The 26829-nt window shown below is 61.4% G+C and carries 18 protein-coding genes; 6 read left to right on the top strand and 12 right to left on the bottom strand.

The window, feature by feature from the left end:
* Positions 1-193: 193 nt before the first annotated feature.
* Both V7116_RS01195 and V7116_RS01190 read left to right on the top strand, forming a co-directional pair.
* Positions 194-2374 (top strand): glycoside hydrolase family 2 TIM barrel-domain containing protein, encoded by a 2181-nt coding sequence (locus V7116_RS01195; protein WP_324389565.1) that lies wholly within the window; start codon positions 194-196, stop codon positions 2372-2374.
* A 16-nt stretch (positions 2375-2390) separates the two neighbouring features.
* The gene (locus V7116_RS01190; protein WP_324389563.1) at positions 2391-3449 is read left to right on the top strand and encodes a LacI family DNA-binding transcriptional regulator; all 1059 of its coding nucleotides are present in this window, start codon (positions 2391-2393) and stop codon (positions 3447-3449) included.
* 191 nt (positions 3450-3640) lie between these two features.
* Here the strand turns inward: V7116_RS01190 and V7116_RS01185 are convergent, their stop codons facing one another.
* From V7116_RS01185 to V7116_RS01150, 8 genes are all read right to left on the bottom strand, one after another.
* On the bottom strand, positions 3641-4687 hold the full coding sequence (locus tag V7116_RS01185) for a beta-galactosidase (RefSeq protein ID WP_324389561.1): 1047 nt from the start codon (positions 4685-4687) through the stop codon (positions 3641-3643).
* Complete coding sequence (locus tag V7116_RS01180) at positions 4684-5667, bottom strand: glycoside hydrolase family 43 protein (protein WP_324389559.1); 984 nt, start codon at positions 5665-5667, stop codon at positions 4684-4686. The genes V7116_RS01185 and V7116_RS01180 overlap by 4 nt, the downstream gene beginning before the upstream one ends.
* A gap of 55 nt (positions 5668-5722) precedes the next feature.
* On the bottom strand, positions 5723-6580 hold the full coding sequence (locus tag V7116_RS01175) for a carbohydrate ABC transporter permease (protein WP_324389557.1): 858 nt from the start codon (positions 6578-6580) through the stop codon (positions 5723-5725).
* A 13-nt stretch (positions 6581-6593) separates the two neighbouring features.
* Complete coding sequence (locus tag V7116_RS01170) at positions 6594-7550, bottom strand: carbohydrate ABC transporter permease (RefSeq protein ID WP_324389555.1); 957 nt, start codon at positions 7548-7550, stop codon at positions 6594-6596.
* A 108-nt stretch (positions 7551-7658) separates the two neighbouring features.
* Entirely contained in the window at positions 7659-8909 is a 1251-nt protein-coding gene (locus V7116_RS01165; protein WP_324389553.1) for an ABC transporter substrate-binding protein, read from the bottom strand.
* Positions 8910-9028: 119 nt separating this feature from the next.
* Positions 9029-9994, bottom strand: coding sequence for an ArsR/SmtB family transcription factor (locus V7116_RS01160; RefSeq protein WP_324389551.1), 966 nt, complete (start codon positions 9992-9994; stop codon positions 9029-9031).
* A 333-nt stretch (positions 9995-10327) separates the two neighbouring features.
* A complete protein-coding gene (locus V7116_RS01155) occupies positions 10328-11158 on the bottom strand; it encodes a DsbA family protein (protein WP_324389549.1) in 831 nt (276 codons plus the stop codon).
* 129 nt (positions 11159-11287) lie between these two features.
* Positions 11288-13528: a WD40 repeat domain-containing protein gene (locus V7116_RS01150; protein WP_324389547.1), complete on the bottom strand. Its 2241-nt coding sequence runs from the start codon at positions 13526-13528 to the stop codon at positions 11288-11290.
* Positions 13529-13720: 192 nt separating this feature from the next.
* On the opposite strand from V7116_RS01150, the gene V7116_RS01145 reads away from it, so the two are divergent.
* From V7116_RS01145 to V7116_RS01135, 3 genes are all read left to right on the top strand, one after another.
* Positions 13721-15289, top strand: a complete 1569-nt coding sequence (locus V7116_RS01145) for a M23 family metallopeptidase (protein WP_324389545.1) — start codon at positions 13721-13723, stop codon at positions 15287-15289.
* A gap of 154 nt (positions 15290-15443) precedes the next feature.
* Positions 15444-16424 carry an ATP-binding cassette domain-containing protein gene (locus tag V7116_RS01140; RefSeq protein ID WP_324389542.1) on the top strand — a complete coding sequence of 327 codons (981 nt, stop codon included), beginning with the start codon at positions 15444-15446 and terminating at the stop codon, positions 16422-16424.
* Positions 16417-17262, top strand: a complete 846-nt coding sequence (locus tag V7116_RS01135; RefSeq protein ID WP_324389540.1) for an ABC transporter permease — start codon at positions 16417-16419, stop codon at positions 17260-17262. The genes V7116_RS01140 and V7116_RS01135 overlap by 8 nt, the downstream gene beginning before the upstream one ends.
* Positions 17263-17425: 163 nt before the next feature.
* On the opposite strand, the gene V7116_RS01130 is transcribed toward V7116_RS01135, so the two are convergent.
* The 4 genes from V7116_RS01130 to V7116_RS01115 all read right to left on the bottom strand — a co-directional run bounded on the left by V7116_RS01130 (position 17426) and on the right by V7116_RS01115 (position 24874).
* Complete coding sequence (locus V7116_RS01130) at positions 17426-18517, bottom strand: ABC transporter ATP-binding protein (RefSeq protein ID WP_442891732.1); 1092 nt, start codon at positions 18515-18517, stop codon at positions 17426-17428.
* Positions 18518-18520: 3 nt separating this feature from the next.
* Positions 18521-20257: an ABC transporter permease gene (locus tag V7116_RS01125; protein ID WP_324389536.1), complete on the bottom strand. Its 1737-nt coding sequence runs from the start codon at positions 20255-20257 to the stop codon at positions 18521-18523.
* A gap of 176 nt (positions 20258-20433) precedes the next feature.
* Positions 20434-21546 (bottom strand): ABC transporter substrate-binding protein, encoded by a 1113-nt coding sequence (locus tag V7116_RS01120; protein WP_324389534.1) that lies wholly within the window; start codon positions 21544-21546, stop codon positions 20434-20436.
* A gap of 169 nt (positions 21547-21715) precedes the next feature.
* Entirely contained in the window at positions 21716-24874 is a 3159-nt protein-coding gene (locus V7116_RS01115) for a BTAD domain-containing putative transcriptional regulator (RefSeq protein WP_324389532.1), read from the bottom strand.
* A 124-nt stretch (positions 24875-24998) separates the two neighbouring features.
* On the opposite strand from V7116_RS01115, the gene nifJ reads away from it, so the two are divergent.
* Positions 24999-26829, top strand: a 1831-nt coding sequence (nifJ, locus tag V7116_RS01110; protein WP_324389530.1) for a pyruvate:ferredoxin (flavodoxin) oxidoreductase, incomplete at its 3' end; no start/stop codon positions are given.

The following is a 26829-nucleotide window of genomic DNA, read 5'->3' as shown; positions in this document are numbered from 1 at the left end:
GGCTTTGAAATCCAAACAAGCTGGCGAGGCCGATCAAAAACTCCTTGAACAAGATCTGAGGGAAAATCTAGAGCGTATAGTCCCGCTTGGTCCCCTCATCAACACGATCAACGCGTGTTGACTACACCTGTCAATCAGTATAAACTACGTAAGCAAAAATAGTCAAGCTCATTACACGAGACAGGATATCTGAATGCGCGCCGTACAGCGGTTCAACGATGATTGGTTATTTGCCCCTGAAAAGCTGCCGTTTGACGCCTCTGATGACCGCTTCGAGCCGGTAACACTGCCCCACAGCAACCGCGAGTTCAATCGCAGCTTCGTTGATCCCGCTGACTACCAGTTTGTGTCCACCTATCGCAAGCGCTTCCGGCTGCCCGCGCCGCTCGACGGTCAGCGCGTATTTTTGGACTTTGATGGCGCGATGGCGTCCAGCCGTGTTTACGTCAACGAGGAATGCGTCGGGGAACACCAGGGGGGATACACGCCTTTTTCGTTCGACATCACCGGCATCCTCATGCCGGGCGAGAACATCGTTACCGTATATCTCGACGCGACCGAAAACCCGGCGATCCCGCCGTTCGGGGGCCGGGTCGATTATCTGACGTTTGGCGGCATTTACCGTGATGTCCACCTGCGCATGGTCGATGCCTGTCACATTGAGAATGTGTTCGCGCGTACGGCGAACGTCCTCAGCGCGCCGGAACTTCGCTGCGACGTTCGGCTGAGCGATACGCGGGCCGGGCTGGTGCTTTCGGGTGTGCTGGCCGGTGCGGATGGGACAGAAATTGCGCGGGCCGTGGCTCCTGCTGCGGATCGTGCCCTGGCGCTCGAATTTCCCTCGCCGCTAGATGTGCAGCTCTGGTCCCCGGATCGCCCCACACTGTACGCCCTGACGCTGGCGCTGCTTGATGGCGACACCCCGCTTGACGTGGTGACGGTTCGCGTCGGGTTTCGTGAGGCGGTTTTTCGCGCTGGGCAGGGATTCTTCTTGAACGGCGAGCATCTCAAGCTGGTGGGGCATAACCGCCACCAGACATACCCGTATATTGGCGCGGCTGCGCCCGCACGGTTGCAGCGCCAGGACGCGGACATCATCAAGTACGAGCTTGGCGCGAATATCGTCCGCACCGCCCACTATCCGCAGTCGCCGTACTTCATGGATCGCTGCGACGAGATCGGCCTGCTGGTGCTGGAGGAGATCCCAGGCTGGCAGCACGTCGGTGGCCCGGATTGGCAGGCCCTTGTCTTGCGTGATTTGCAGTCCATGATCGAGCGCGACCGGAATCGCCCGTCGATTGTGCTGTGGGGCGTGCGCATCAACGAATCGCGCGATCACGATGCGCTGTATACGCGCACCAACGCGCTGGCACACCAGCTCGATCCCACCCGGCAGACAGGCGGCATCCGCGACTTTTTGAGCAGCCATTTTCTTGAAGATGTCTTCACCTACAACGATTTTTCAAACGGGGTTGTGGAGCCGCCGCATCAGCCTTATCTGATCACCGAGTACGGCGGCCATGCGTTTCCCACGAAAACGTGGGACGCCGAAGAACGGCGGTTGGATCACGCCCTGCTGCACGCGAAAGTGCAGGATCTTCAGCAGCGCCGCGACGATGTGGCCGGGGCGCTGAGCTGGTGTGCGTTTGATTACCACACGCATCACGAGTTCGGCTCGGGGGACGGCATCTGCTATCACGGCGTCATGGATTCGTTCCGCCTGCCGAAGTGGGCCGCTTATTTCTACAAAAGCCAGCTTTCGCCCGAGCAGACCCTCGTGATGGAACCCGCGACGAACTGGACGATGGGCGACCGGGCGCGCGGCGGCAACAATCCGCTCGTGATCTTCAGCAATTGCGAGGAAATCGAGACATATACGGGCGAGGCGTGCCTGGGGCGCATCCGGCCTGATGCCGAAACCTATCCGGCCCTGGCCCACCCGCCGTTTGTGTTCCGGTGGGGCGCGGACTATAACCCGTGGGGGCAGGGGTTTGAAGATTTGCGTGTGATCGGCTATATCGGGGGGCGGGTCGTGGCGCAGCGTACTATCGCCGCCGATCACGTGCCTTGTGCCGTGACTCTGGCTCCCGACGTCACCGAGCTGGACGCCGACGGCGCGGATATGACCCGGCTGGTTGTGCGGGTAACGGACCGATATAATAACGTCCTTCCGTACGCGTTTTTTGCCGTTCACTTCACGCTGCACGGTGACGCCCGGCTTATCGGCGAAAATCCCTTGGTGCTGGTTGGCGGGCAGGGGGCGGTGTACCTCAAAGCCGGACAGACGCCCGGCGTGGTGACCGTTACGGCGACCTCCCAACAACTGCCGCCTGTCGAAACGACGGTTGAGCTGGTCACGCCGGTAAACGACTGAGTTTGGATTGAAAACTATGGGTGAAGATGCTTACAACGACGGAGTGACGCAGGAAGACGTGGCGGTCCGCGCGGGGGTGTCCCGTTCCGTTGTGTCCTATGTGTTGAACAACGGCCCCCGGCAGGTGTCCGAAGAGACCCGCCAGCGGGTGCTGGCTGCTATCCGTGAGTTGGGCTACCGGCCCAACAAACACGCCCAACGGCTGCGCTGGGGCAGTGGGATCGCGCAGAACGCGCTGGGTATCATCGCCGGAGGCCGCAGCTACCACATCCTCCAGCGCTCATACTACAACTCGGTGTTGGCGGGGTTGTTCGATGGTGCGCACCAGTTCGGCCAGCACGTGCGCTTCTTCAGCTTCTTCGATGCGCTGAAAGACCCGGTGATCTTCAACAAGAACATCCACAAAGACGAGATCTCGTCGCTGGTGCTGATTCTGCCCAGCCTGATCGGCAAAGATCCCGAAGACCTGGAAATTCTGAACCAGATCGTCGAGCGCATCGATAACATCGTGTGCCTGGAAGAATCGGTCCATGACCTGCCCGCCGTCCTGTTCGACCGGGCTGCTGCGGCGCGTCTGGCGGTCGAGCACCTGATCGGCCTGGGGCACCGGCGTATCGCATTTCTGGCGATCGAGGATGCCCGCCTCACCGGGTACCGGCAGACGCTGCTTGAGCACGGCCTGCCGTACGATACGTCGCTGGTGCATGCCTTCGATCCGGCTCGTGCATCGATCTCCGCCTACGAGCTGACGGTGGACCTGCTGCGTCTGCCAGATCTGCCGACGGCCATTTTTGCCGCCAACGACGAAGCGGCCATCGCCGCGATGGCCGCGCTGCAAGACAATGGGCTGCGCGTTCCCGACGACGTTGCAGTGGCCTCGATCGACAATATCGAGTTGGCGAGCATGGTCCGCCCGGCGCTGACTACGGTCAATATCCCGAAGTACGACATGGGAATTTATGCCGTGCAGTTCCTGATCTCCCGGCGCGATTTTTCCATGCCGATGCCCGCCTCGATGGTGATGCCGATCGAGCTGATCGTGCGGGGATCGTGTGGCGCGAAGCGTTCGTCCTAAAGACAGTTATACGCGTTTTGAGCGGGAGAACGGGTTTCTCACGCGTTCATCATCCCGCGATCCGAATGGGTAGGGCGTACTCCGACCGTTTTTCCGCTTCCCTCACGCACGCAGAGGGAAGCGGTTAGGGTCGCGGTGCAAAACACGCCCTGAGCCTGCGTGCCGTGTAAAACGCTGTGGCCCAATTGCGCTCAGCCGCCCGTCAGATAACCGTAGTCCTGCGCCAGCCGGATGGCGTCCAGCATATAGTCGTTCGGAAGACGGCTGCCGTCTGCCGTGAGCCGCCACACCCCGTTATCCAGCCGCAGCGTCTCGTCGTCCCAATCCAGCATCGAGAAGACTGGTGCCCAGGTGAACACCGGGACGTTCGCGCCCGAGAGGTTCGCCAGCCGCGTTTCGGCCAGCATCCACCAGAACCATTCCGCCTGCTGCCAGCCGATCGGCGGGCCGGACGTCTCCGTCACCCACAGCTCTTTGCCCGGCCAGCGCGCCTGCGCGTTCAGGATCAGGCGGTGGAAGGGCGGCAGGGTCGAGTCGCGGTAGTGGTTCAGGCCGACGACCTGCACGTACTCCGAACTGCCGCCCAGGTGCGCATCGCGCAGGCCCATCACCGTATCCAGCACCGCCGCCTGATTGTCTTCGCTGCGGCGGTCGGTGGCGTGCCAGGGTTCCGGCAGCACGAGCCGTGCGTCCGGGCGGACGTCGAGCACGGCGCGCGAAGCGGCGATGATCATGCGGCAGATCTGCTGGCGGAACGCGGTGGGATCGTCCTGTTTTAAGAAGGGCCGCCAGCGCCCGGTCTGGCCGCTGCATTCGACCAGCAGCGTTGGCTCGTTGCAGATGCAGTAGTAGTCCAGGCCGGGGTAGCGCAGCGCGATCTGGCGCGCGAACTCCGCGAAATGGGCCGGAGCGTCGGCGCTCATCAAGTCCAGCCAGTCGGGATAACCGTAGTGCCAGAGATCCAGGTACAGCGTGATTCCGGCCTCCTCGGCGGCGGCGATCACCCGGTCGAGCCAGGACCAGTCGAACTGGCCGGGTCCGGGATGGGTGACGTACCAGCGCGCGGCGTCGCGCACGCCCGCGCACCCGATGCTGGTGAGCAGCCGGTAATCGTCGGCCAAACGCGTGTCGTGCTGTGTCAGCGCGATTTCATCCTGGCGGTAGAGCGCTCCGTTTGTTTCGCGCTGAAAATCCGAGTTTTCGACGAACGCCCACAGATGCAGCGGTGTTTCGGTCATGGCTCAGTTTTCCCATGGTCGATCCGCGAGGGTGCAGGTACAGGTTGTGGCGTGGACGTGGGCCCCGGAATGACCGGGATCGCTCCCTGCCATTCCAGCCGGTCGATGCGCATGAGCCGGGCCGACATGGCCGGGTCCCAGCCGTGGTAGACGATGTAGTCCTGCGATCCGTCCGGCGAATCTGTGAACGAATTGTGCCCTGGCCCGATCACCCGATCGGGCACGGACTTCAGCAGCGGCCCCTCCAGGTGATTTGGGCGGCGGTACGGGCCGAGCGGGTGATCCGCCACGACATACGACACGCCGTAATTGGCCTGTTCCCACGCGCCGCCGCTGTAGAAGCAGTAATACCGGCCATCGTGCACGCGCAGCGCGGGACCTTCCACCGTGTACCAGTCGTAGATGCCGCCATAAATGGGCCGCTGCATCTGGAATAGCTGCCATTCGGTATAAGGCCGCACGACGACACGCGGTTCCTCGGCCACCGTAAACATATCGAGCAGCCGATCCACGACGATGCCCGTTCCGGCCTGCAGATCGCCGTCACGAGTTAAGAAGTCGCGCGCATAGAACAGGTACCACTGGCCGTCCCGGTCTTTGAACGGGTGCGCGTCAATGGTAAATGCGTCGTCGGGGATCAGGCTGCGCCCGCTGTCCTCGAATGGACCGGTAGGGGTGGAACTGGTCGCCACGCGAAGCTGGTGATTCTGCCCGTTGGACCCGTTGGCCGAGTAGTAGAGGTAAAACACGCCGTCGCGGAACGCGACTTCGGGGGCCCATCCTTCGCTCGCGCCTTCCGGCAGCCTGAGCGCGTAGCCTTCCCGCCGCCAGTGAACCAGATCGGTCGAAACCAGGATGGGAAAGCTCCAGCCTGCGGGCGCATGGGGCGAGGTGCCATACGCGTAATAGGAGCCTTCGTGGTGCAGCACAAAGGGGTCGGCCATGTATTTATGGTAGACGGGATTGGTGTACGACTCCAAGTCAGGCTCCTTATGTGGGTTCCCGGCGCTGGGCATAGGGGTGGCGATCACCGTCTTATTCCTTGAGCCCGGTCATCACGATGCTCTGGACGAAATACTTCTGCGCGAACAGGAAAGCGATGAACAGCGGCAGCAGCGCCAGCGTTGCGCCTGCCATCAGCAGGGCGTTGTCGATGACGTGCTCGCCCATGAACAGTGCGAGACCTGCCGGAAGGGTGCGCATCTCGGTCGTCTTAGTGATGAGCATCGGCCACAGGAAGTCGTTCCAGTTGTACATGAAATGGAAGATGCCCAGGGTCGCCAGCGCCGGGCCGGACAGCGGCATGATGATGCGCGCGTAGATGTAAAACTCGCTGGCTCCATCGATGCGGGCCGCATCATCCAGCTCGCGCGGGATACCGCTGAAGAACTGGCGCAGCATAAAAATGCCGAAGGCGTTGGTCGCGCGTGGGATGATCAGGCCGCCAAAGGTATTGAGCAGCCCCAGTTTTTGCACTGTGATGTACAGCGGAATGAACGTGACCTGGAAGGGCAGCATGAGCGCGATCAGCACCAGGATGAAAAACGCGTCGCGGCCCGGATAGTCGAAGCGGCTGAAGGAATAGGCCGCGAGCGAATCCAGAAACAGCGAAATCAGCGTGACGCCGCCTGCAAAGATGAGGCTGTTGCGGAAAAACAACTCGAACGGGATCTGACTCCAAATGTTGCGATAGGCGTCGGTGGTCCACTGCGTCGGTACCAGGCGCGGCGGCCAGGAGAACACATCGCTTTCATACTTGAACGACGTAAAGACCATCCACACGAAAGGGAAAACCACCACGATCGCCGCCACGGTGAGGACCAGGATCAGGATCACCTGGAGCGCGCTGAGCTTGAACGGCAAAGAAAGGTGCCGCACGCCTGTCGATTCCATTGTCGGTTATCCTTTACAAATCCACTTCGCGGAACCGAAACAGCCGTAACTGCACCAGCGTCAGCACGAGCACGATGGCGAACAGGATCACGCCGATGCTGGCCGCGTAGCTGATGTCGAGCAGCTCGATGCCCTGGTAATAAATGTAGGTCACGATCGTTTCCGTGCTGTGCAGCGGGCCGCCGCGCGGCGTCAGCACCCACACCTGATCGAAGACCTGGAACGAGGAAATGATCGAGATGATGAGCACGAAAGTCCAGGTGGGGCGCAGCATCGGCATCGTGACGTGGCGGAAGCGTGCCCAGCGGCTCGCGCCATCGACCTTCGCGGCCTCGTAATACACGTCGGGGATGCCCTGCAATCCGGCCAGCAGGATCACCATGTTGAAGCCGAGGTTTTTCCATATGCTGATAATCATCACCGCAGGCATGGCGTAACGAACGTCGCGCAGCCATGCGCGTGTGGGGATGCCCGCCTGAGAGGACCAGTACGCCAGCAGGCCGATATCGGGATTCAGCAGGAAGCGCCACACAATGGCGATGATGGCGAACGAGGCGATCACCGGCAGAAAGAAGGCGGCGCGGAAGATCGTGCGGCCCGGCACGCGTTCGTTCAGGGCCAGCGCCAGCAGCAGCGCGATGATCAGGCTGGCCGGGACGACGACCGCCGTATATTGCAGCGTGTTGGTGAACGCGCCCTGTACCCGCACGTCCTCGAACAGCCGCCGGTAATTGTCGAACCCGACCCAGACCGTTTCTTTCCCATTGAGCTGCCACTTTTGCAGGCTCAGGATGAACGACTGCACGATCGGCCAGAAGACGAACACGCTGAGCGTGATCATGCTGGGCAGCATGAACAGGTAGCCATAACGTGTTTCGCGTCGTTTGACCGCATGTACGATCCCGTTGGCGGCCAGCCGCAGCCGGTCCGGTACGGTCCGGTTTTCCACGGTGAGCGGATGTTGTGTCACGTCTGTCTCCACAAAAAGTCGTTTTGAGCGGCTGTCGGTAGGTGCTTCGAAACAAGGGCTGGCCCGAAAACCAGCCCCTGTTTGCAGAAACGATGTCCCGTGCGAATGCTAGTCGCTCAGAAGGGCAGAAAGCTGCTCGTCAGCCTGTTGCGCGGCTTCTTCGGGGCTGCTGATGCCCTGGGTGATGCTCTGGATCATGGGGATGAAGATGTCGTTGTCGATCTCGACAAACTTTTCCTGCCCACCCAGGTAGAAGCGGGAGTAGGGGGCAGACGCCGCGAACTTGGCCGCCCAGGGGCTGGCTTCCGTGAGGTCAGGATCGTCGACCATGTCCAGACGCACGGGCGGGAACCCGGTCTGCGTGGAGAAGTACAACTGCGCTTCCTTGGAGTTCCAGAAGTTGATGAATTCCAGCGCGGCGTCCTTGTGCTCCGAAGACTCGCTGACCACGAACACTACCGTATCGGCCAGGGTGACGCGGCCTGCCGGACCCTCAGGAACCGGCGCGACGTCGAAGTTCAGCCCCGCGTCGATATTACCGTTGACCATCCACGGGCCGTTGATTTCCATCGCCGCGCGTCCGCTCTGGAACAACTGGTCCGCTTCCGCGCCGGTCAGACCGAAGGGGCTGATGCCGTCGTTCGCCACCAGATCGCCCCACAGTTGCAGCGCTTCGATCGTTTCGGGCTTCGCCAGGGCCGACGCGCCATCTTCGATGATGTCGCCGCCGTTGCCCCAGATCAGGATCGGCCACATGGCGATGGTTTCACGCTCACCGAGGGCGAGGCCGTACTGGTTGCCGGTCGTGGTCGCTTTGATCGCTTCAATCCACATGTCCCAGTCCGCCGGAGGCGTCTCAGGATCGAGTCCTGCCGCTTCGAGCAGGTCCTTGTTGTAGTACATCATCAAGGTTGCGTAGTTGACCGGGGCCGCGTAGAATTTGCCGTCGTACTGCATAAGGTCCACCAGTGCAGGGGGCCAGTTGGACGGATCTAGCTCACTATACTCCGCGAAAGTATCAGTGAGATCCATCAGCAGACCGCTGGCAGCATACTGCGGGATGTACTGGAAATGGATTCCGGCTACATCTGGCCCCTCACCGGCAGGCATCGCCCCGATCAAATTCTGCATCAGGCTGTCCCACGGCGAGATGGTCATTTCGACTTCGATTGCATCCTGGCTTTCGTTGAACTGCTTGACCAGTTCTTCCACGGCGGGGCGGTCGGATCCGGTGAAGCCATTCCAGAAGGTGATAGTCACCTTATCCTGCGCGCTCGCCTGTTGCGACCCGTAGAGCGGCACGGCGATGGTCACCACCATGATGAGAACCAGGAGCAGGTTCCGGAAAGTGTTTTTCATGTGCTTGCCTCCAGCTTATGAGAAAAAACCTGTTTTGTTTCCGTACACTCTGATCTGAAGCCGCGAAGTTTTCTCCAAACACCTCCTTCGATCGTGTTTGTCAGCGTGTCATGCCGGGACTAAAACTGATCGAATATCATTCGCATGACGATATCTTGGGGGTAGTTACCAAAGGCGCGCCCGAAGATATTCAGCCCGCCGATGTTAGCTGCATCGTTTTTGATGCCGATCCGCACGGAGATGTAGTTGTCTTCCGTAACGGCGAGGTCGGCCAGGGATACGTTGGACACCTTGTTGCCGTCGACGAATGTTCCGTCTTTGGTGGCTTTCCACATCTTCAGCAGCCCGTACTGGGAATTCCATTCCTCCCACCAGCCGGGTGTCAGTGCGCCGCGCGTCCCGCCGAAATCGCCGGGGCTGGTCCACGTGCCGATCTCCACGCCGTTGATCCACATGGTGATGTCCGAGGGCCAGTCGTCGTTGTGGAGCGGTGCTTCGGAGCACAGTTCCAGGCTGATTTGCAGGCTTTTGAGGTGCGCCTTGGGGGGCAGGCGGTTGGGGAAGCGATATTCCAGGGAACCCTGCTTGAACCAGATAAGCTGCGCGTTCATGCGCTCGGGATCGTAGAACGTCGCCGGGTCATCCAGCTCCCCGATGATGCCGTGTTCGCTGGTCAGGCCGCACGTCGGCACGGCCACGCAGTCCACGTAAGCCCCGATCGGCATGGTGATGTCGATGATGTTGTCGTTGGGCAGTTCGCCAACGGGCAGGGTGATCAGTACCCGGTCGTAAAGCCGCACGCAGATCTTTTGCAGACCCCGGCTGGCTGGTTTCAGGTCGGTTCGCACCAGCCCGGCGTCTTCCAGCACGCGGATGTGCATCGTCACGGTCGAGGTCGGCATGTCGAGCGCTTCCGCGATCTCGTTGATGCTCGAACTGTGCCCGCCGAGATGGCGCAGGATCGCGATGCGCGGATCGGAGGCCAGCCCCTTGATGATCTGGCTGACCTGCATCGACTCGTCGTCCATATCGATAACAAGCACGCGTCCTGGCTTGGTGCGGTGGGAATCGTCCTGTGCGGCCATAGTTATTTTTATCCACACTGTTTGCTGGAAAGTTTGTCCGGTATGATATTATGTTTTAATTGGCGCTGTGACGCCTTATTTTGCAGCTTTTGTGACGTAAATCGCAAAGTGAAACATAAAAATATGCTGCATTGCAGATAAGGGTACTCCTATAAGGAGGCCCTGTCAATGCTTTCGCCAGCCCAATTCGATTCCTGGGATAGATTTGTGCGGCTGCTCGCTGCGCCGGAGGCTTGTTCTTGAAGGTTCTCTTGCGCCGGGGATGACGGGCGCGGGCGGTTATCGAGCAGCCGCCCGCTGATGCTGGAGACTACGCGGTGCGATCCTACGAGGTCACGACGCGGCGGCGAGGCTGTCCTCGATTACCTGCTGGAACACCTCGAACGACTGCGCGCCGTTCACGACCTGCCCGTTGATGATGAAAAACGGCACGCCCTGAATCCCGATTTCCCTGCCGATCTGGTAGTCGTACGCCACTTCGTCCTGGTAGCGCGCTTCGCTCAGGCAACTGGAGAAAGCGTCCGGCTCAACCCCCGCCGACTCGGCCAGCTCCAGGATTTGCTCGTCCGTATAGTAGTCGAACCGTTCGTCGCGTTCGTCCGGATTCTGGGGTTTGTCGTGCTCGATACTCGCCGGATCGAAATCGCTGAACACTTCGAGATAGGCCCGGTGCATCTCCCAGAACTTACCCTGTTCCAGCGCACAGTCCACCGAGTCCGCCAACTTGAACGATACGTCCCCAAAGATGGGGTAGTCGCGGTGAATGTACTTCACGTCGTCGGGGTAGGCCTCAAGGATGAGCGGCAGAGTGTCCAGGTAGAACTTGCCACAGAAGGGGCACGCGTAGTCGGAAAATTCCACGATTACGACCGGGGCGTCTTCCGGCCCCAGGTACGGATCGTCGTCCGCCAGGAATATCATGAGGTCCTCGATGGACGCGAAGGTGCGCGATTCCGGCGACGAGTCCGCTGGTGTTGCGGTTGCACGCTGAACGTTTGCGGTCGGTGTGGCGGTGCGGGTGAGCGGCGTTGGTTCGGCGGTTGCACCGGCTGCGAGTCCTGAATCGGCGTCACGACCGCCGAGGAAAACGAGAAGCCCGGCCAGGATGACGATTCCTCCCAGGGCCACGAACCACCACCGTTTTTTTGCTGCTGCACCATTCATCGTCAAAAAATCCCTCTCGCTACATGTGCCGCTCCACTCTGTTAAGTATCCCTCTCTTGGCGCGTTCTGGACATCACAGATCTGTAAGCGTTAGGCTTATTTTTGTAATTTGCTTGCGCGAATCATCCGCTACTGCACGGCATCCACGCCCCACAAGCGGACCGTTCGATCGTCGAATGACGCCGCCAATATGGTGCCATCGGGACTAAAAGCAATGTTTAAGGCATGCAGGTTTGGGTCGTCGAGCGCAAATACCATTTTCTGTGTCGATACGTCCCATAATTGGAGTTGGGACGTATCGGCTGATATCGTGGCAAGCAGCTGTGAATTGGGGCTGAAAACTATCGGGCTGCGTTCGGCAGTGGAACTGCTCAATGTGCCTGCCTCCGTTAGGTTGTCGGCATCCAGAAGGCGCACAGGTCCACCTCGGTCACTTGCTGCGATGAGGCGACCATCAGGGCTGTATGCCAGCCTGAAGAATTGTTCCTCTGTTGACGTGATTTGTTCGCCTGTTTCTGCATCCAGAACAAGGAGCCCCAACACTCCGCTAATCACCAGCCGTGCCCCATCGGGACTGAACGCCGCTGTTTGAGCATCATCGACTATAGCGAGATTTTGCCCTGATTCTGTATCCCACAGCGCAATGTAGGAGAATTTACTGGCGAGAGTCCAGCTTGTTGCGAGGCGGCTCTCGGAAGCGTTGAAGGCGATCGGGCTGGAGTAACACGCATCTCCGGTTCCGGCCCCGCAGCCTTCATGACTGAGCTCGAGGCTGGCGACCTGCGTATCTTCCTTCCAGCGCCAGATTCCTACATCGCAGTGTTCTCCTCCGATAGCCACCAGTTCCTCACTGGGACTCAAAATGCTGCCGTTATGCATACAGATAGGCCGGAACCACGCTGTGTCGACTCTGTCCACGTAGACTATGAAAATATCAAAGTAATTAAATGATGTCCCTGAAAAGGCGAGGGGTCCCAGCGTTGTAAAGGCCAGACCGTAAAGCCTTAGCTCTGGAAAGTACTGGCGGTGCAGTTCGGTTCCGCTCGAAACGTCCCATATGGATGCATTGTTCCAGCTGCTTACAATGCCGAGTTGCTGCCCGTCTGGGCTGAATGTCAGTGCCCTTGAGCCGGATTCTGACGGCGCTTCGTGGTAGAACAGGCTGGCGACCTCTGCCTCGCTCGAGTCGATGTCCCATATGTGGACGATTTGATCGAAAGTCCACGATGCCAACAGGTGCCTGGCCGGATTATAGGCAAGCTCTGCAATCACTGCGCCGCGCTCTCCCAGGGTCTTGCTCAGGGTGGCTTCCTGGGCTGAGAACGCCCACAGGTTGATGGTGAAGTACCCCAGAATATCCGTTGTCGGTATTGCGAGCACCGAATCGCTGAGCAAGACGGGATGGAAGTCTACGGAGTAACTGTAAGGATAGGTCGAATCATATACAACAGGTTCACTCTGCAGGATGCCGGTTTGAGCGCTGACGATTTCAATCGTTGTCTGGCTGATATTTGTGTTCTTAACTGTGCCCTGAAAACTTAGTTTTAGCGTGGCGCTGTCGGGGCTGAATACGGGCAAACATCCCTCACGGTGGCCGCATTGATCGTAGCGTGCGATCAACGAGCCGGTTTTGCCGTTCCATAAACTGCTCTTGAAAGCGGAGCCTTCCCTGTAACTGACGGCTAACCGCGAGCCGTCCGGGCTGAAGACGAGGCCGTCAACGGACATGTCTGCATTCCCATAGGCCCACATCATCTGTCCGGTTACCAGATCCCAGACCGTGAACGTCTCTCGAGCCGATTGTTTGTCTTTTTCCGCTATTGCTACGGCAGTTTGGGTTGCGGGGGATGCTGTGATGAGGTCGGTCGGCTCGTTCATCGCCACGCGGAACAGCGCTTGCCCGGTATTTGTGTTCCGGCACTCGACCTGGCCTTCGCTGCTTCGAAACACCAGGAGTGTGTTGGCCGGATCAAACAACGGGTTAAACCCGATGACGCGGCTCGTTTCCCGGTTTTGCTCCAGGTTCCATAGGTGGACAATCCCATCTTTGGTCGCAAAGGCAAGCTCGGTACTGTCTGCGTTGAAAACGGTCGCGTTTACCCGGTAGGCAGCTGCAAAAGTCGGTTCTGCCTCGAAATCCCCGGCGTCATAGATCCAAAGCCCCCTGGTGCTGACGACAACCAGCCAATCTCCATTAGGTGACCACAGCAGATGGGTAATTTTGCCGCGCCCCAGCACGGCCAGTTGTGAGAGTTGGGATGCGTTCTGCGGCGTGATGGCTGGGCGGTGGGGCGCTTCTTGCGCCGAGGTAGGCAGGACGTATACCATGAGCAAGGCTAAAAGCATGAGAACCCGAATCGTCTTTCCCATTGCTATCCCCTTGAACAATGATAGGCCAACTCTATTGAACTCGTTTGGCGCATGTTTACCTCAACTCTTACACGCCTATTCCCCTCCGGTAGCGAGTTCTCGCTTTTACCCCACCAACTTCCACTGCTTGCCTGACGCTACCGCCGCATTTTTCACGAGGGCTATAAACTGGGGGAAAATGTCGAGGTGTGCATGGTCCATCTGCTGGTCGCACTCATAACACTCACAAACGCGCTGCTGCCCGTCCCATTTTCCGGCGTCGACGAGTTCATCCTGTTTGCCCGGAACGGCATCCTGTATGCGAATTCAATTCAAACGGGCGAAGTCACCCCATTGGGTACCGTTTCTGCGGATTTTGCGGCGGTGCTGCCGGGGTATGATGTCTATTCGTTGGAGGCGGCGCACCTGACCGAAGCACCGCCCGATGGCTATGGCTTTCATCACGGTGTATGGTCGCCCGATCGCACCCGGCTGGCGTACGTGGAGATTGCCCCGCCGCGTTACCGGGTGTTGGTGCAGTCGGATGATGGGAGCAGCCAACTGCTGCTTGAGGATCAGTTGAGCGCGGCGCGGGGATACCTGGACCCGGTTGGCTGGATGCCGAACGGTGAGATCGTGCTGCTGGATCGTATGCTGCTCAACCATCTGCGCGCGGTCAACCTCTGGCGACTCGATCCTGCGACGCGGACCTTGAACTATCACAGCTTCGTGCCGGTGGAACGGCTCAGCGGGCGTACTGCGCTGCTGCCGGACGGCGTCACGATCTTTCTGGGCTACAACGTCGATCAGCAAGCGGGCTATTGGCTCGACCTGACGAACGGGCAGACGCGCACATTTTCGGCGCTGTTGGGTGAGATTCTGCCGCCTGCGCACGGCTTTGAATATTACCCCTTGCAGGTGTTTGGCTCGCTCAGCGCCGACGATCTGGCCGTGGTCGCCACGCAGCTTCAAACGGACCCCGCGCCTGAGGTTCTGGCAGCGCCTCAGCCTTTTTTGCACTGGCCGCTCGCGGATGACCAACGCAGTATCACTTGCTATCCCGACTCTGATTGGACCGAGGCCAGTTTTGGCGTCACCTGCCCGGGACTTTCCTCCCCGCGCGACTATTCCGGGCACCAGGGGACCGACATTGGCGGCGCGCCTGATGGACTGCCGCTCGGTACGCCGGTTTATCCCAGCGCGCCCGGTGTCGTGGTAGCGGCATTTAGCGACTGCTCGACCGATAACCCCTCGTGCAATCACGCCTACGGCAATACCGTGACCCTCGAACACATCCTCGTCGTCGAGGGGGAAACGCAGGTGTGGTATACCGGCTATGGGCACCTCCAGACTGTCCTGGTGGAAGAGGGCGCCTATCTCGACGATTTGACGGTGCCTCTGGCGCTGTCCGGCGCGACCGGGGACGGCGGCCCGCATCTCCACTTTGAAGTACGCACTACTGACCGGTGGGTGAATCCTTGGGACGATCGAAGCGGGCAGGCGCTTTGGGTGGGCGGCATAGAACCCGACGCACTGGTAAGCGCTGATGCCACAGCCTCGGCTTCCCAGGATCTTCCGGCCTGCACGAGCGCCGCCGGAAACAACATTCGCAGCGGGCCGGGACTCACCTCTACGATCGTGGGCAAGACTGCGCAAGACGTGACGTATCACGTGCTTGAAACGACCGTGGTAGCGGACGGCGACGCACCCGGCAAGTGGTATCACGTGCGGTTCGATGGCGGGGAAGGCTGGCTGTGGTCTGGCCTGCTGATCTGCCCGTAACAGTGCCTCGCATTCTATCGAACATGCCGGAATTTTATGCTTTCCCCGAACTGATAAAAACCTCTAAAAAATAGAACATTTGTGTGATCCATGCTTTGTTCAAATATAGAACAGATGTATAATAATTATATTGTAAATTTGCGGAGGCCACTCTATGGAACCAAGATCGCCCCACATCGCAGACAATGCCATTGTAGTGAGGAATCTCCAAAAGTCGTTCAAGGATCTCAAGGTTCTGCACGGCATTGACTTCACCGTCCGGCGCGGCTCGATCCTGGCGTTGCTGGGTCCAAACGGCGCGGGCAAAACCACCACCATCCGCATCCTCAGCACGCTGCTGCCGCCGGACGGCGGTCAGGTTCACGTGAACGGCTTCGATGTCGTGCAGCAGGCGTGCGAAGTGCGCAGCAGCATCGGCCTGACGGGGCAGTTCGCGGCGGTTGATATCTATCTGACCGGCGAAGAAAACCTGCTCATGCTGGGCCGCTTGTATCACCTGAGCAGCGCCGATACGAAGCGCCGCACGCAGGAGCTGCTCGAGCAGTTCGATTTGGTGGATGCGGCGCGGCGTCCGGTCAAGACGTATTCCGGCGGCATGAAGCGCCGCCTCGACCTGGCGATGAGCCTCATTGCCGCGCCCCCGGTGATCTTTCTGGACGAGCCGACCACCGGGCTGGACCCGCGCAGTCGCCTGAGCATGTGGGCCGCGATCAAGAATCTGGCCGACAACGGCGCGACGATCCTGCTGACGACGCAGTATATGGACGAGGCCGATCAGCTCGCGGACTGGATTGTCGTCATCGACGAAGGAAGGGTGATCGCGGAAGGTGACGCGAACTCACTCAAGGCCCGCGTCGGGTCCGATCATGTCGATTTGACCATTTCCAGCCGGAGCGATTTCGCGCTGGCGCAGCAGGCCGTGGACGGCGAGCAGCTTCAGGCGATTGCCGATCAGCGGATTCTGACCATCGCGGCCAACAACGGCGCGACCTCGCTCAAGCAGATTTTACAGCGTCTGGAAGACGCGCAGATCGAAGTCGAGAGTGTTTCCATGCGCCGCCCGACGCTCGATGATGTGTTTCTCTTCCTGACCGGCAATGGCGCACACAACGATGGAGAGGGCATCCATGGCTGAGAATACGCTTCCGTCCCCGCGACTGGTTGAAAATGCGTTCCTGTCGCCGCCGCTGGCCGAGTGCCGCTCGTCCATCTTCTGGCTGCTCTCCGACTCGTGGATCATGGCGAAGCGCAGCATCATGCACATCGTGCGCAGTCTCGATCAGGTGCTGTCGCTGATCCTCTTCCCGATCATGTTCATGCTGCTGAACCGCTACGTGCTTGGCGGCGCGATCAACACCGGCGACGTGAGCTACGCGAACTACCTGTTTGCCGGGATCCTGATCCAGACCCTGGCTTTCGGGGCCAACTACACGACGATCAATCTCGCGGTGGATATGAAGGAAGGCGTGGTTGACCGCTTCCGCTCTCTGCCGATGTCCAGCAGCGCGCTGGTCGTCGGACACATCGCCGCTGACCTCGTGCGCAACATCATTTCGGGCATCATCATCATCCTGGCCGGTTTTGCGGTCGGATTTCGCCCGAATGCCAGCGTTACCGATTGGCTACTGGTGATCGGACTGTCCATCTTGTTCACGCTGGCGATCTCCTGGCTGTCGGCCATTCTCGGCCTGATGGTCAAGAGTCTCGAAGCGGCGCAGTGGGTCGGCTTCATGCTGATTTTCCCGTTGACGTTTGTGTCGAGCGCGTTCGTGCCCACCGAAACGATGCCGGGCGTGATTCGCACCTTTGCGGAAAACCAGCCGCTGACGCACACCATCAACGCGATCCGGGCGTGGCTGGTCGGTACACCGCTGGGGGATTCCGCGTGGCTGTCGATGGTCTGGTCGGTCGCCATCATCGCCATATCGATTCCGATCACGGCGTGGCTGTTCCGGCGGCATTCGGTTCAGTAGTAACCTGATGCACCCTTTACCATGCAAAACGGCCCGCCAGTGTTCCCACTGCGGACCGTTTTTGGATCACCGAAGAAAAATTCTCACCCCGAGTCGCTGGTGTTCGTTTCCCCTCTCCAATCCGATTGGAGAGGGGGCAGGGGGTGAGGTCTCTTGCGTGTGCCTACGCCCTAGCAGGCAGGATGTGCACTGTCTCCGGCTCGAACGTCAGCCCTGCTAGATCTCCCTCGCGGAAAAGCCGGTCGGATCGCGGATCGGTGTCCACCGCGATCAGGCGTTGGTCGCCGCGTGCCAGCAGATATTCCACCGACGATCCCAGGTACATCATCTGCTCGACGCGCACCTGTTCCAGGCCGGGATCGCTGCGCAGCACGAGCGATTCGGGGCGCAGCACGACCGTGACCGTGTCGCCGGGGTGCGGCTGGAATCCCGCGCTGACCGTGACCGTCTGGCCCAGCAGCGACACCGTCGCACGCTCGCCGCTGACGTCGTGGATCGTGCCCTCGACGAAGTTTGCGCGTCCGATGAAGTCCGCTACGAAGCGCGACACCGGGCGGCGGTAGATTTCTTCCGGCGTGCCCATCTGCTCAATGTGCCCATCGTTCATCACCACGATCCGGTCGGAGAGCGCCATCGCCTCGACTTGATCGTGCGTCACGTACACGCTGGTGATGTTCAACCGCCGCTGGATGTTGCGGATCTCGCTGCGCATCTGCACGCGCAGCTTGGCGTCCAGGTTCGAGAGCGGCTCGTCGAACAACAGCACGCGCGGCTCCACCACCAGCGAGCGAGCCAGCGCCACACGCTGCTGCTGCCCGCCGGACATCTCATGCGGGCGGCGTTCGGCCAGCCCGGCCAACCCCATCAGGTCCAGTACGTGCGCGACGCGCTGCTTCAGTTCTTGCTGCCCCACGTGCCGCACGCGCAGGCCGTACGCCACGTTGTTCGCTACCGTCATGTGCGGGAACAGCGCATAGCTCTGGAACACCATCGCCATGTCGCGCTTGTTTGGCGGGCGGTTGGAGATATCTTTGCCGTCGAGCAGGATGCGCCCCGACGACGGAAACTCGAAGCCCGAAATCAAGCGCAGCGTTGTGGTCTTGCCGCAGCCGGATGGGCCGAGCAGTGTCACAAACTCACCCACGCCGATGCTGAGCGAGACGCGATCCACCGCGCGGACTTCGCCCCCGCCATCGCGCTGCGGAAACGTCTTTGAAACTTCTTCGAGGACCAGCGTCCCCGCCTGTGGTGCGATCATTTACGCGCCCCCCTCTATTGTTTTCTCCGCGCCGGAGGACGTGCCAATCGCAACCGAGAGGATGGTGATAGCCGCCAGCACGATCAAAATCAGAATCACACAATACGCAAACGCGTTGCCATAGCGCCCGTTTTCGACTTCGTTGAGGATCTGGTGCGTCATGATCTTCGTCTTGGGCGTCGTCAGGAAGATGATCGCGGAAATGGTCGTCATCGAACGAGCGAATGCGTAAATGAGGCCGGACAGGAACGCCGGACGCACCAGCGGCAGTGTGACCCGCCGGAACGTGCCGAAGTTATCCGCCCCCAGGCTGATCGACGCTTCCTCGATGGCCGGGTCGATCTGCGACAGCGCCGCCACGCCCGACCGCAGCGCCGCCGGGACGCTGCGCACGATGAACACGATCACGATCGCCGCCGCGCCTCCGAATACCGCTCGCCCGCCGGTCATTTTGGGGATCAGCGTGAACGTGCCGACGACGGGCAGCGTCACCTCGATCGCGCTGTTGAACACCAGCAGGTAGCCGATGCCCAAAATCGTGCCGGGCACGGCGATGCCGAGCATCGTGGCGAAGTCGAGCGCGTTGCGCCCCAGGAACTTCTTGCGCGCCACCAGGAACGCGACCAGCATCCCCAGCACGCCCGCGATCGGCGTGGCGATGGCGGCGAGCTGCGTGGTGTCCTTCATCGCTTCGGAACCGTACCCGTTGATCACGAAGTCGAAGTGCTCCAGCGTGAAGGTGTTGTTGACGTTGATGATCTGCGTGAACGCCCCGACAAAAATCGTGCCATAGATCAGGAACACCAGCCCGGTGATCGCCATTGCGAATGCGAACAGCGGCCAGCGCACCAGCGGGTGCGTGATCTGGCGTGGCGTGCCGCTCGGCTTGCCCGTCACGGATACGACCGACGTGCGGCTGATCCAGTAGCGCTGCACGACGAACACCAGCAGCGACGGCACGAGCAGGATCACGGACAGCACCGCCGCCGCCGTGGTGTTGTACAGCCCCACGATCGAGACGTAAATGCGCGTGGACAGCACCTCGAAGTTGCCGCCCATCACCAGCGGGTTGCCCAGGTCCGCGATCGCTTCAACGAACAGCAGCAGGAACGATCCTGCAATGCCGGGAATGAGCATCGGCACGGTGACGGTGCGGAAGATGCGCCACTTGCTTGCGCCCAGGTTAGTCGCGGCTTCGTCCAGCGCGGGGTCGAGCGCCATCATCATGCCGTGCATGTTGAGGTACGCGATCGTGAAATACGACAGCGTGAGCACCAGCGTCAGCCCGTCCAGGCCGTAGATGTCGTAGCGCTCGTTGAAGATGCCCTTGGAGATCATGCCGTTGCGTCCAAAGAGCAGCAGCACCGCCGTCGCCACGGCGAAAGGCGGCGAGATCACCGGCACAAGCGCGATCAGGTGAAACAGCCGCTTGAATGGGACCGCTACCTTGACCTGAATGTATGCCAGCACAAAGCCCAGCACGGTCCCCAGCGTAGCGACCAGCAGGCCCATCTCCAGCGTGTTGCGGATGATCGTGCGGTAAACAGGGGAGCCAAGATACCGGCTGAAGAGGTCCTGTCCGTCTTCGGTCCAGCTTTCTTTCACCATGGCCCAGATAGGCGCAAGGATGGCCAGGGCGATAAAGATCACCACCAGCAGCAGGCCGATGAATAGAACAGGATCTTGAAAGATACGACGAAACTCAGCCACATGGCGGCTGCGGGCCAATCTGACCACAGGGTATTCTCCCGTACTGGTACGCCCCCCGACGGCCCAGGCTGCGCCGGTCGAGCGCGCGAGGGATACGGTCAGGCGGGCGAGGATCACTCCCCGCCCGCGCAAATGACTGGAACGATCCTCCTCACTTCCCGGCGTTGCAGCCAGAAGGCAAGGTTTTCACGTGCCCGCCGGTCCTATTCGGTCGGCTGCGGCGCGATTTCGGCGTCGAAACGCTCAGCGATTTCGTTACGCATTGCGCCTGCCGCGATGAAGTTATAGTCCACGAGGTTGACTTCGCTCAGGTTGACCGACAGTTCCGACACGGGGGTGTCGGGGTTGGTCGGCAGTTGGAGCGAGTTCACGGTCTGGGCGACGGCCTGAGCCTCAGGCGTGAGTGCCCATTCGATCCACTGCTTGGCTGCGTCCGGCTCCGGCGCGTTTTTGAGCAGCGCCATGCCGCCTACTTCGTAGCCGGTCCCTTCTTCGGGGAAGGTGTTGACCAGCACGTCCTGGAAGCCTTCCTGCTGCAGCTTCACGCAGTCGTGCGAGAAGATGATCGCCACGGCGATTTCGCTGTTCCCGGCCATCTGGCCCGGCGCAGAGCCGGAGCGTGTGTACTGCAAAATATTCTGGTGCAGCTCGCCAAAGTACTCGAATGCGGCATCGATCGCGGCTTCGGTCGGCGCGCCGTCTTCATCGTAGCCGGTGCCTTCTTCTTCCGCTTCCAGCTCATCCGCCTTCAGCGTGACCATGGTCCAGAAGGCCGTGAACGCCGTGCCGGAGGTCGCGGGGTGCGCCATGGCGACGTTGCCCTTCAGGGCCGGATCGAGCAGGTCTTCCCACGAGGTCGGCGCTTCGATGCCCAGCTCGTCGAGCAGCTCGACGTTCGAGCAGAAGCCCAGCGCGCCGATGTAAACGCCGTGCCACGAGTGATCTTCACCCACGGCGACTTCGGGCAGGACGGACGCCAGTTCGGGCTCGTACGGCTCCAGCAGACCCTCGTCGTACGCAGCGATGAAGGCATCCGCCGGGCCGCCCCACCAGACCGAGAACTCAGGATCGTCCGCCGTCGCGCGGATGCGTGCCAGCGACTCGCCGGAGGACATGCGGACGTACGACGTTTCGATGCCGGTTTCTTCCTGGAAGGCCTGTGTCATCGCCACGCACCAGTCTTCCTGGGGCGTGCAGAGCACAGTCAGCGTGTCATCGCCCTGCGCCTGGACGATGCCGGATGTGGCCGGGGCCACCGCGGAGAGTACGAGTAAAGCCAGCGCAAAACAGGTGAACCAAACAGAACTCTTTTTCATGAATTCATCCTCTTGTAAGCATAACTAGACAGGTTCTGCTGTGGATGCAAGAGGACCTTATTGTACCTGATTCATTTGTTAAGTAAAGTTAACCATTTCCGGATTGGTGATATTGTACGAGCCAGGCAAATATAAGGAATAATTTCCGCGCATTGCTGCGCCGCCGGAATCAGGCCGGAGAAAACTGACCGAGCAGCCGGGCGCAGTAGGTAGGCATGATGTCGCGCCCGGCGGCCTCGTGCAGCAGCCGCGCGATGGGTGCGCCTTCGTCCAGGTAGACGCGAGTGTATCCCTCCGGCTCGGCCAGCGTGAAGCTGGCCTGCAAGCAGCGCAGGGCGTTTTCTGTGTCGCGCTGCCCGTCATGTACTAGCGCCTGCAAGACCAGGATCTTGATCAACGAGCCGAAGTGTCCGCTGCGCTGCGCGACCTCTGCCAGCCGCGCCAGCAGCGCGTGCGCGAGCGGCCATTCGCCCTGCGCGATGAACAGACGCACCTGTGCCAGATGCAGCGGCACGGTCGCAAAGCGAATCGGGCAGTCGGGCGCGGAGTAGATGGCGTGCAGCCCGTGCCGTGCGCCGGATAGATCGCCGTTTTCCAGCCGGAACTGGACCGCTGCCGCCTGGATTTGAGCGTCGATGATGTGCAGCGGCGTCGTGCGGCGCGTCGTCAGCCCGGTCGCGTTCGAGAAGGCGTCCGCCGCGCCCGCCATATCCCCCTGCGCCCGGCGCACCCGGGCCAGCGCCACGTAGCTCAGCGCCAGCGCCAGCGGATCGCCGCGATGCCGGTTGTGTTCCAGCCCGGTGACGATCTGCTCGGCGGCGTGGTCCATGTCGTTCCATTCGTACAGCAGATCGCCCATGCCCACGTACAGCGACCCGAACACGGGAAAGTCGGGATTTTCACACGCGCACATGATGGCGCGCGCTTCGTCGTACAGCCGCGCCGCGCCGTGCAGCCGCCCCCGGAACTTTTCGAGCGCCGCCAGGAAACACAACGTATCCACATTGGCGAGCGTATCGCCTGCGTGCCGGTTGAGCCGCACGGCTTCCGTCCAGGCGCGCTCCGCCCGGTCGAGATCGCCCAGCAGGAAATAGGCCTGACCCACCGGGAAGTAGAGCCGGTTGCGCAGCCAGTGTGGTGCGTCGTCGAGCAGATCCTGCGCCTGCGCGGCGAGATCGAGCGTGCGCTGGTGGTCGCCATACAGATACGCCATATTCGACCGGATGATGGCGGCGTTGGCCTGGATGGTGCGGACCTCCGCCGGTTCAAAGGCGGCTGCACCCACCTGCGCTTCAAGATCCTGTAGAAACGCTTCGGCGGCGGGTAGATCTTCCAGAAAGAAGTACGCCCACGCCTGATAGATCGTGAGCCATACGCGGTGATGCCGCGCCTCGGCGGGCAGCGCCCCAATCCAGGCCAGCAGGGTGGTTAGGTGCCGCGTCGCCAGCATACGCTGGGCGCTGCCTTCGATCAGCGCGGCGGCCTGCTCGAAATCGTTCGCCGCCAGCAGATGGCTGACCGCCTCGCTGGTGTAGCCGTTGGCGCGATACCACTCGCCTGCGCACCGGTTCAGCGCTACCCGCAGGTCCGGCTGCTCGCGGTCCAGCATCTTTTGCAGGAAATCCCGGAACAGGTGGTGATAGCGGTACCACTGGCGCTCGTCGTCCAGCGGAATCAGGAACAGGTTCGCGCTTTCGAGCTGTTCGAGCATCGCTTGCCCATCGCCGCATCCCGTAAGGGCATCGCTGAGGGCGGCGTTCAACTGCTCCGGGATCGAGGTCCGCATCAGAAAGGCGCGCATCTCGGTGGTCTGGCGGTTGAAGACTTCCTCAGCCAGATAGTCCAAAATGTGCCGGTGCGTGCCTGCCAGCGAGTGAATCGCGGCGGCGATCTGGTGCTCGTTCCGGTCTCGCAGCGACAGTGCGGCCAACTGCAGCCCGGCGATCCAGCCCTCAGTACCCGCCGCAAGCTGCGTGATGTCCTGGTCCGAAAGCCCCGCGATCGGGGCCAGGAAGGTTTGCGTTTCTTCGGCAGTGAAGGTCAGATCCGCCGCACGCAGTTCGCGCAGTTGATCGCAGGCGCGCAGCCGCCCGAGCGGCAGCGGCGGATCGGCCCGCGTGATCAGGATGAAGTGCAAACGCGTGCTGAGGTGCTGGAGCAGAAACGCGACCGCCTCGTGAATCTTCGGCGCGGTGATGACGTGATAGTCGTCCAGCACCAGCGCGGCGGCGGGGCCTTTGGCCGCCAGCTTATGTGCGAGATCGGCCAGAAAGCTGGTGAGCGCTCTAGGGTGGGGCGGCGGCTGGATCGCGGGCCAGTCGGGCAGGGCGCTTTGCAGCGCGGCGATGAAATAGCGCAGGAACCGGTAGGCGTCGTTGTCCTGCGGATCGAGCGACAGCCACGCGACCGGAAACGCCGTGTGGGTGGCCCAATCCGCGACGGTGGTTGTTTTGCCCGATCCGGGGGGCGCTGAGACCAGCGTCAGCGCGCGCTGTGCCCCCTCCGCGATGCACTGCGTCAGGCGCGGGCGGGTGACGTGGCCGCTGCGCAGCATGGGGATCGTCAGCTTGGCGCTGAACAGCGGTTCGTGCGGCGCGGTGGACGATCCGGCTTCCCCCGCGATGCGGCGGTGCAGGCTGGCGATCGCGCCGTCGGGCTGTTGGTGAAGTTCGGTGTTGAGCAGTGCCGCGTACACCTCGAACTGCCGCAGCGCAGCGCTGCGCTGCCCGGTCCCCGCGTAGAGCGCCATCAGGTCGTGCTGGGCGCGGTCGTCCAGCGGATCGAGGCTCACCCGGTGGCAGGCGGTCTGAACGGCCTGTTCGATCATGCCCCGCGCGGCGTACGTTTGCGCCAGCGTGCCCAGCGCCGCGCCGAGGTCGCGCCGGAGCTGTTCGCGCTGGAAATACTGCCATTCGTCGAAGGCGGGGCAGTCGGGCAGGTTGAAGCTCTGCAAAAAGTCGCCGCCATACCGGTTTACCGCGTCTTCCAGGTCTTCAAGGGGGATGCGCTGCGCCGCCTCGACCGCCGCGCGGAACTCGGCCACATCCACCCGGAATCCCGGCGCAAGCATGACCGCATCGTGATCGATAATCAGGCAATCGGGCAGGCTGCGGTTGAGCGAAAACAGGAGCCGCCGCAGGTTGCGCAGGGCGCGCTGTTGGGAATGCTCCGGCCAGAACATCGCCGCCGCTGCCTCGCGCGCATGCGCTTTCGGCTCGACGCTCAACAGCGCCAGTAGCGCCGTCGCCTTGCGCGTTTCGAGCTTGACGGGGGCGGCATCCAGCGTCACGACTGGATAGCCGAGCCAGCGTAGGTCCAGGCCAGCCATACTGCAAAACCTCCTGTTTCCCCCTCATTGTACAGGACGTGCGCCTTCTTGTAACGTTTTTTCAACGCCCCGGCTCGTAGACTGCATGTACAGTGTTCTGTCGCAGATGAACCAGGAGTTTCCGATGACAACTGAACCCCACGAGCGGGTGACGATTGACGGCAACACGGCAGCGGCCCAGGTGGCGCATGCGCTCAACGAGGTCATTGCGATTTATCCGATTACGCCTTCCTCCCCAATGGGCGAGCTGGCCGACGAGCTTTCGACGGCGGGCAAGACCAACCTGTGGGGCTCGGTCCCACACATCGCGGAGATGCAGTCCGAAGGCGGCGCGGCGGGCGCGGTACACGGTGCGCTGACGACTGGCGCGCTGACCACGACCTTCACCGCGTCGCAGGGCCTGCTGCTGATGATCCCCAACATGTACAAGATCGCCGGGGAACTGCTGCCGACGTGTTTTCACGTCGCGGCACGCGCGTTGGCGGCGCACGCGCTTTCCATTTACGGCGACCATTCGGACGTGATGGCTGCGCGTACGACGGGCTTCGGATTCCTGTCGTCGGGCAGCGTGCAGGAAGCGCACGATTTCGCGCTGATCGGCACGGCGGCGGCGTTGGAATCACGCGTGCCGTTCGTCCACTTCTTCGACGGCTTCCGCACCTCGCACGAGATTCAGAAGATCGAGCAGCTCACACGCGAGGAGATGCGCGCCATCATCGATGAGGACTCCGTGCTGGCGCACCGGCTGCGCGGCATGTCGCCCGATCGCCCCGTGCTGCGCGGCACGGCCCAGAACCCGGACGTATACTTCCAGGGGCGCGAGGCCGCCAACCCGTACTACCTCCGCGCGCCGCAGGGGGTGCAGGCCGTCATGGACCGTTTCTCGCAGGTCGTCGGGCGGCGCTACCACCTGTTCGATTACGTGGGCGCGCCGGACGCCGAGCGCGCGATCGTGCTGATGGGGTCCGGCGCGGAGACGGCGCACGAGGTGGTCGATTACCTCACCGCGCGGGGCGAGAAGGTCGGCGTGCTCAAGGTGCGCTTGTTCCGCCCGTTCGATGGCAAGGCGCTGATCGCCGCGCTGCCGCGATCCGTGCGCCGGATCGCCGTGCTCGACCGGACGAAGGAGCCGGGCGCGGCAGGCGAGCCGCTGCACCAGGACGTGCTAATGGCCTTTGCCGAGGCGGTCGGCGCGGGTGAGATCGGCGCGCTGCCGGTGATCGTTGGCGGGCGCTACGGCCTCAGCTCGAAGGAATTCACGCCGGGCATGGTCAAGGCCGTGTTCGATAATCTGGCTGCGCCCGCGCCCAAGAATCACTTCACTGTGGGCATTCACGACGACGTGACCTTTACCAGCCTCGCCTGGGACGACCGCTTTTCGACCGAAGATCCCGCCGGGCACAGCATGTTATTCTGGGGCCTCGCATCGGATGGCACGGTCGGCGCGAACAAAAACTCGATTAAGATCATCGGCAAGGCCACCGACAACTACGCCCAGGGCTATTTTTACTACGACTCCAAGCGCTCCGGCACGTACACGATCTCGCACCTGCGCTTCAGCCCGAACCCGATCCGCAGTCCGTACGCGGTCCAGCACGCGGGCTTCGTCGCCTGCCACGACTTCAGTTTTTTGGAGCGCTATGACGTGCTCGGCGCACTGAAGCCGGGCGGCGTCGTGTTGCTGAACAGCCCTTACGGCGCGGACGAGGTGTGGGATCACCTCCCGCGCGAGGCGCAGCAGCAGATCCTGGATCGGGACGCGGCGCTGTACGTAATCGACGCCTCCAGCATCGCGCAAAAGGTGGGCCTGGGGCGGCGGATCAACATCATCATGCAGGCCGCCTTCTTCAAGATTTCCGGCGTGCTGCCCGACGATCAGGCCATGCACATGATCGAGGCGGCGGTTGAAGATACGTACGGGTTCCGGGGCTCTAAGGTGGTCGAGATGAACGTCC

The sequence above is a fragment of the Aggregatilinea sp. genome (assembly GCF_036822615.1).
GTDB lineage: Bacteria > Chloroflexota > Anaerolineae > Aggregatilineales > Aggregatilineaceae > Aggregatilinea.
The sequence above is the reverse complement of the archived record's forward strand: the minus strand, read 5'-3'. Positions and strand labels throughout refer to the sequence as shown.

Bases quoted from the DNA above. Each gene is read 5' to 3' on its own strand.
- V7116_RS01195 (WP_324389565.1), top strand. From the start codon at position 194: ATGCGCGCCGTACAGCGGTTCAACGATGATTGGTTATTTGCCCCTGAA.
- V7116_RS01190 (WP_324389563.1), top strand. From the start codon at position 2,391: ATGGGTGAAGATGCTTACAACGACGGAGTGACGCAGGAAGACGTGGCG.
- V7116_RS01185 (WP_324389561.1), bottom strand. From the start codon at position 4,687: ATGACCGAAACACCGCTGCATCTGTGGGCGTTCGTCGAAAACTCGGAT.
- V7116_RS01175 (WP_324389557.1), bottom strand. From the start codon at position 6,580: ATGGAATCGACAGGCGTGCGGCACCTTTCTTTGCCGTTCAAGCTCAGC.
- V7116_RS01165 (WP_324389553.1), bottom strand. From the start codon at position 8,909: ATGAAAAACACTTTCCGGAACCTGCTCCTGGTTCTCATCATGGTGGTG.
- V7116_RS01160 (WP_324389551.1), bottom strand. From the start codon at position 9,994: ATGGCCGCACAGGACGATTCCCACCGCACCAAGCCAGGACGCGTGCTT.
- V7116_RS01155 (WP_324389549.1), bottom strand. From the start codon at position 11,158: ATGAATGGTGCAGCAGCAAAAAAACGGTGGTGGTTCGTGGCCCTGGGA.
- V7116_RS01150 (WP_324389547.1), bottom strand. From the start codon at position 13,528: ATGGGAAAGACGATTCGGGTTCTCATGCTTTTAGCCTTGCTCATGGTA.
- V7116_RS01145 (WP_324389545.1), top strand. From the start codon at position 13,721: ATGGTCCATCTGCTGGTCGCACTCATAACACTCACAAACGCGCTGCTG.
- V7116_RS01140 (WP_324389542.1), top strand. From the start codon at position 15,444: ATGGAACCAAGATCGCCCCACATCGCAGACAATGCCATTGTAGTGAGG.
- V7116_RS01135 (WP_324389540.1), top strand. From the start codon at position 16,417: ATGGCTGAGAATACGCTTCCGTCCCCGCGACTGGTTGAAAATGCGTTC.
- V7116_RS01120 (WP_324389534.1), bottom strand. From the start codon at position 21,546: ATGAAAAAGAGTTCTGTTTGGTTCACCTGTTTTGCGCTGGCTTTACTC.
- V7116_RS01115 (WP_324389532.1), bottom strand. From the start codon at position 24,874: ATGGCTGGCCTGGACCTACGCTGGCTCGGCTATCCAGTCGTGACGCTG.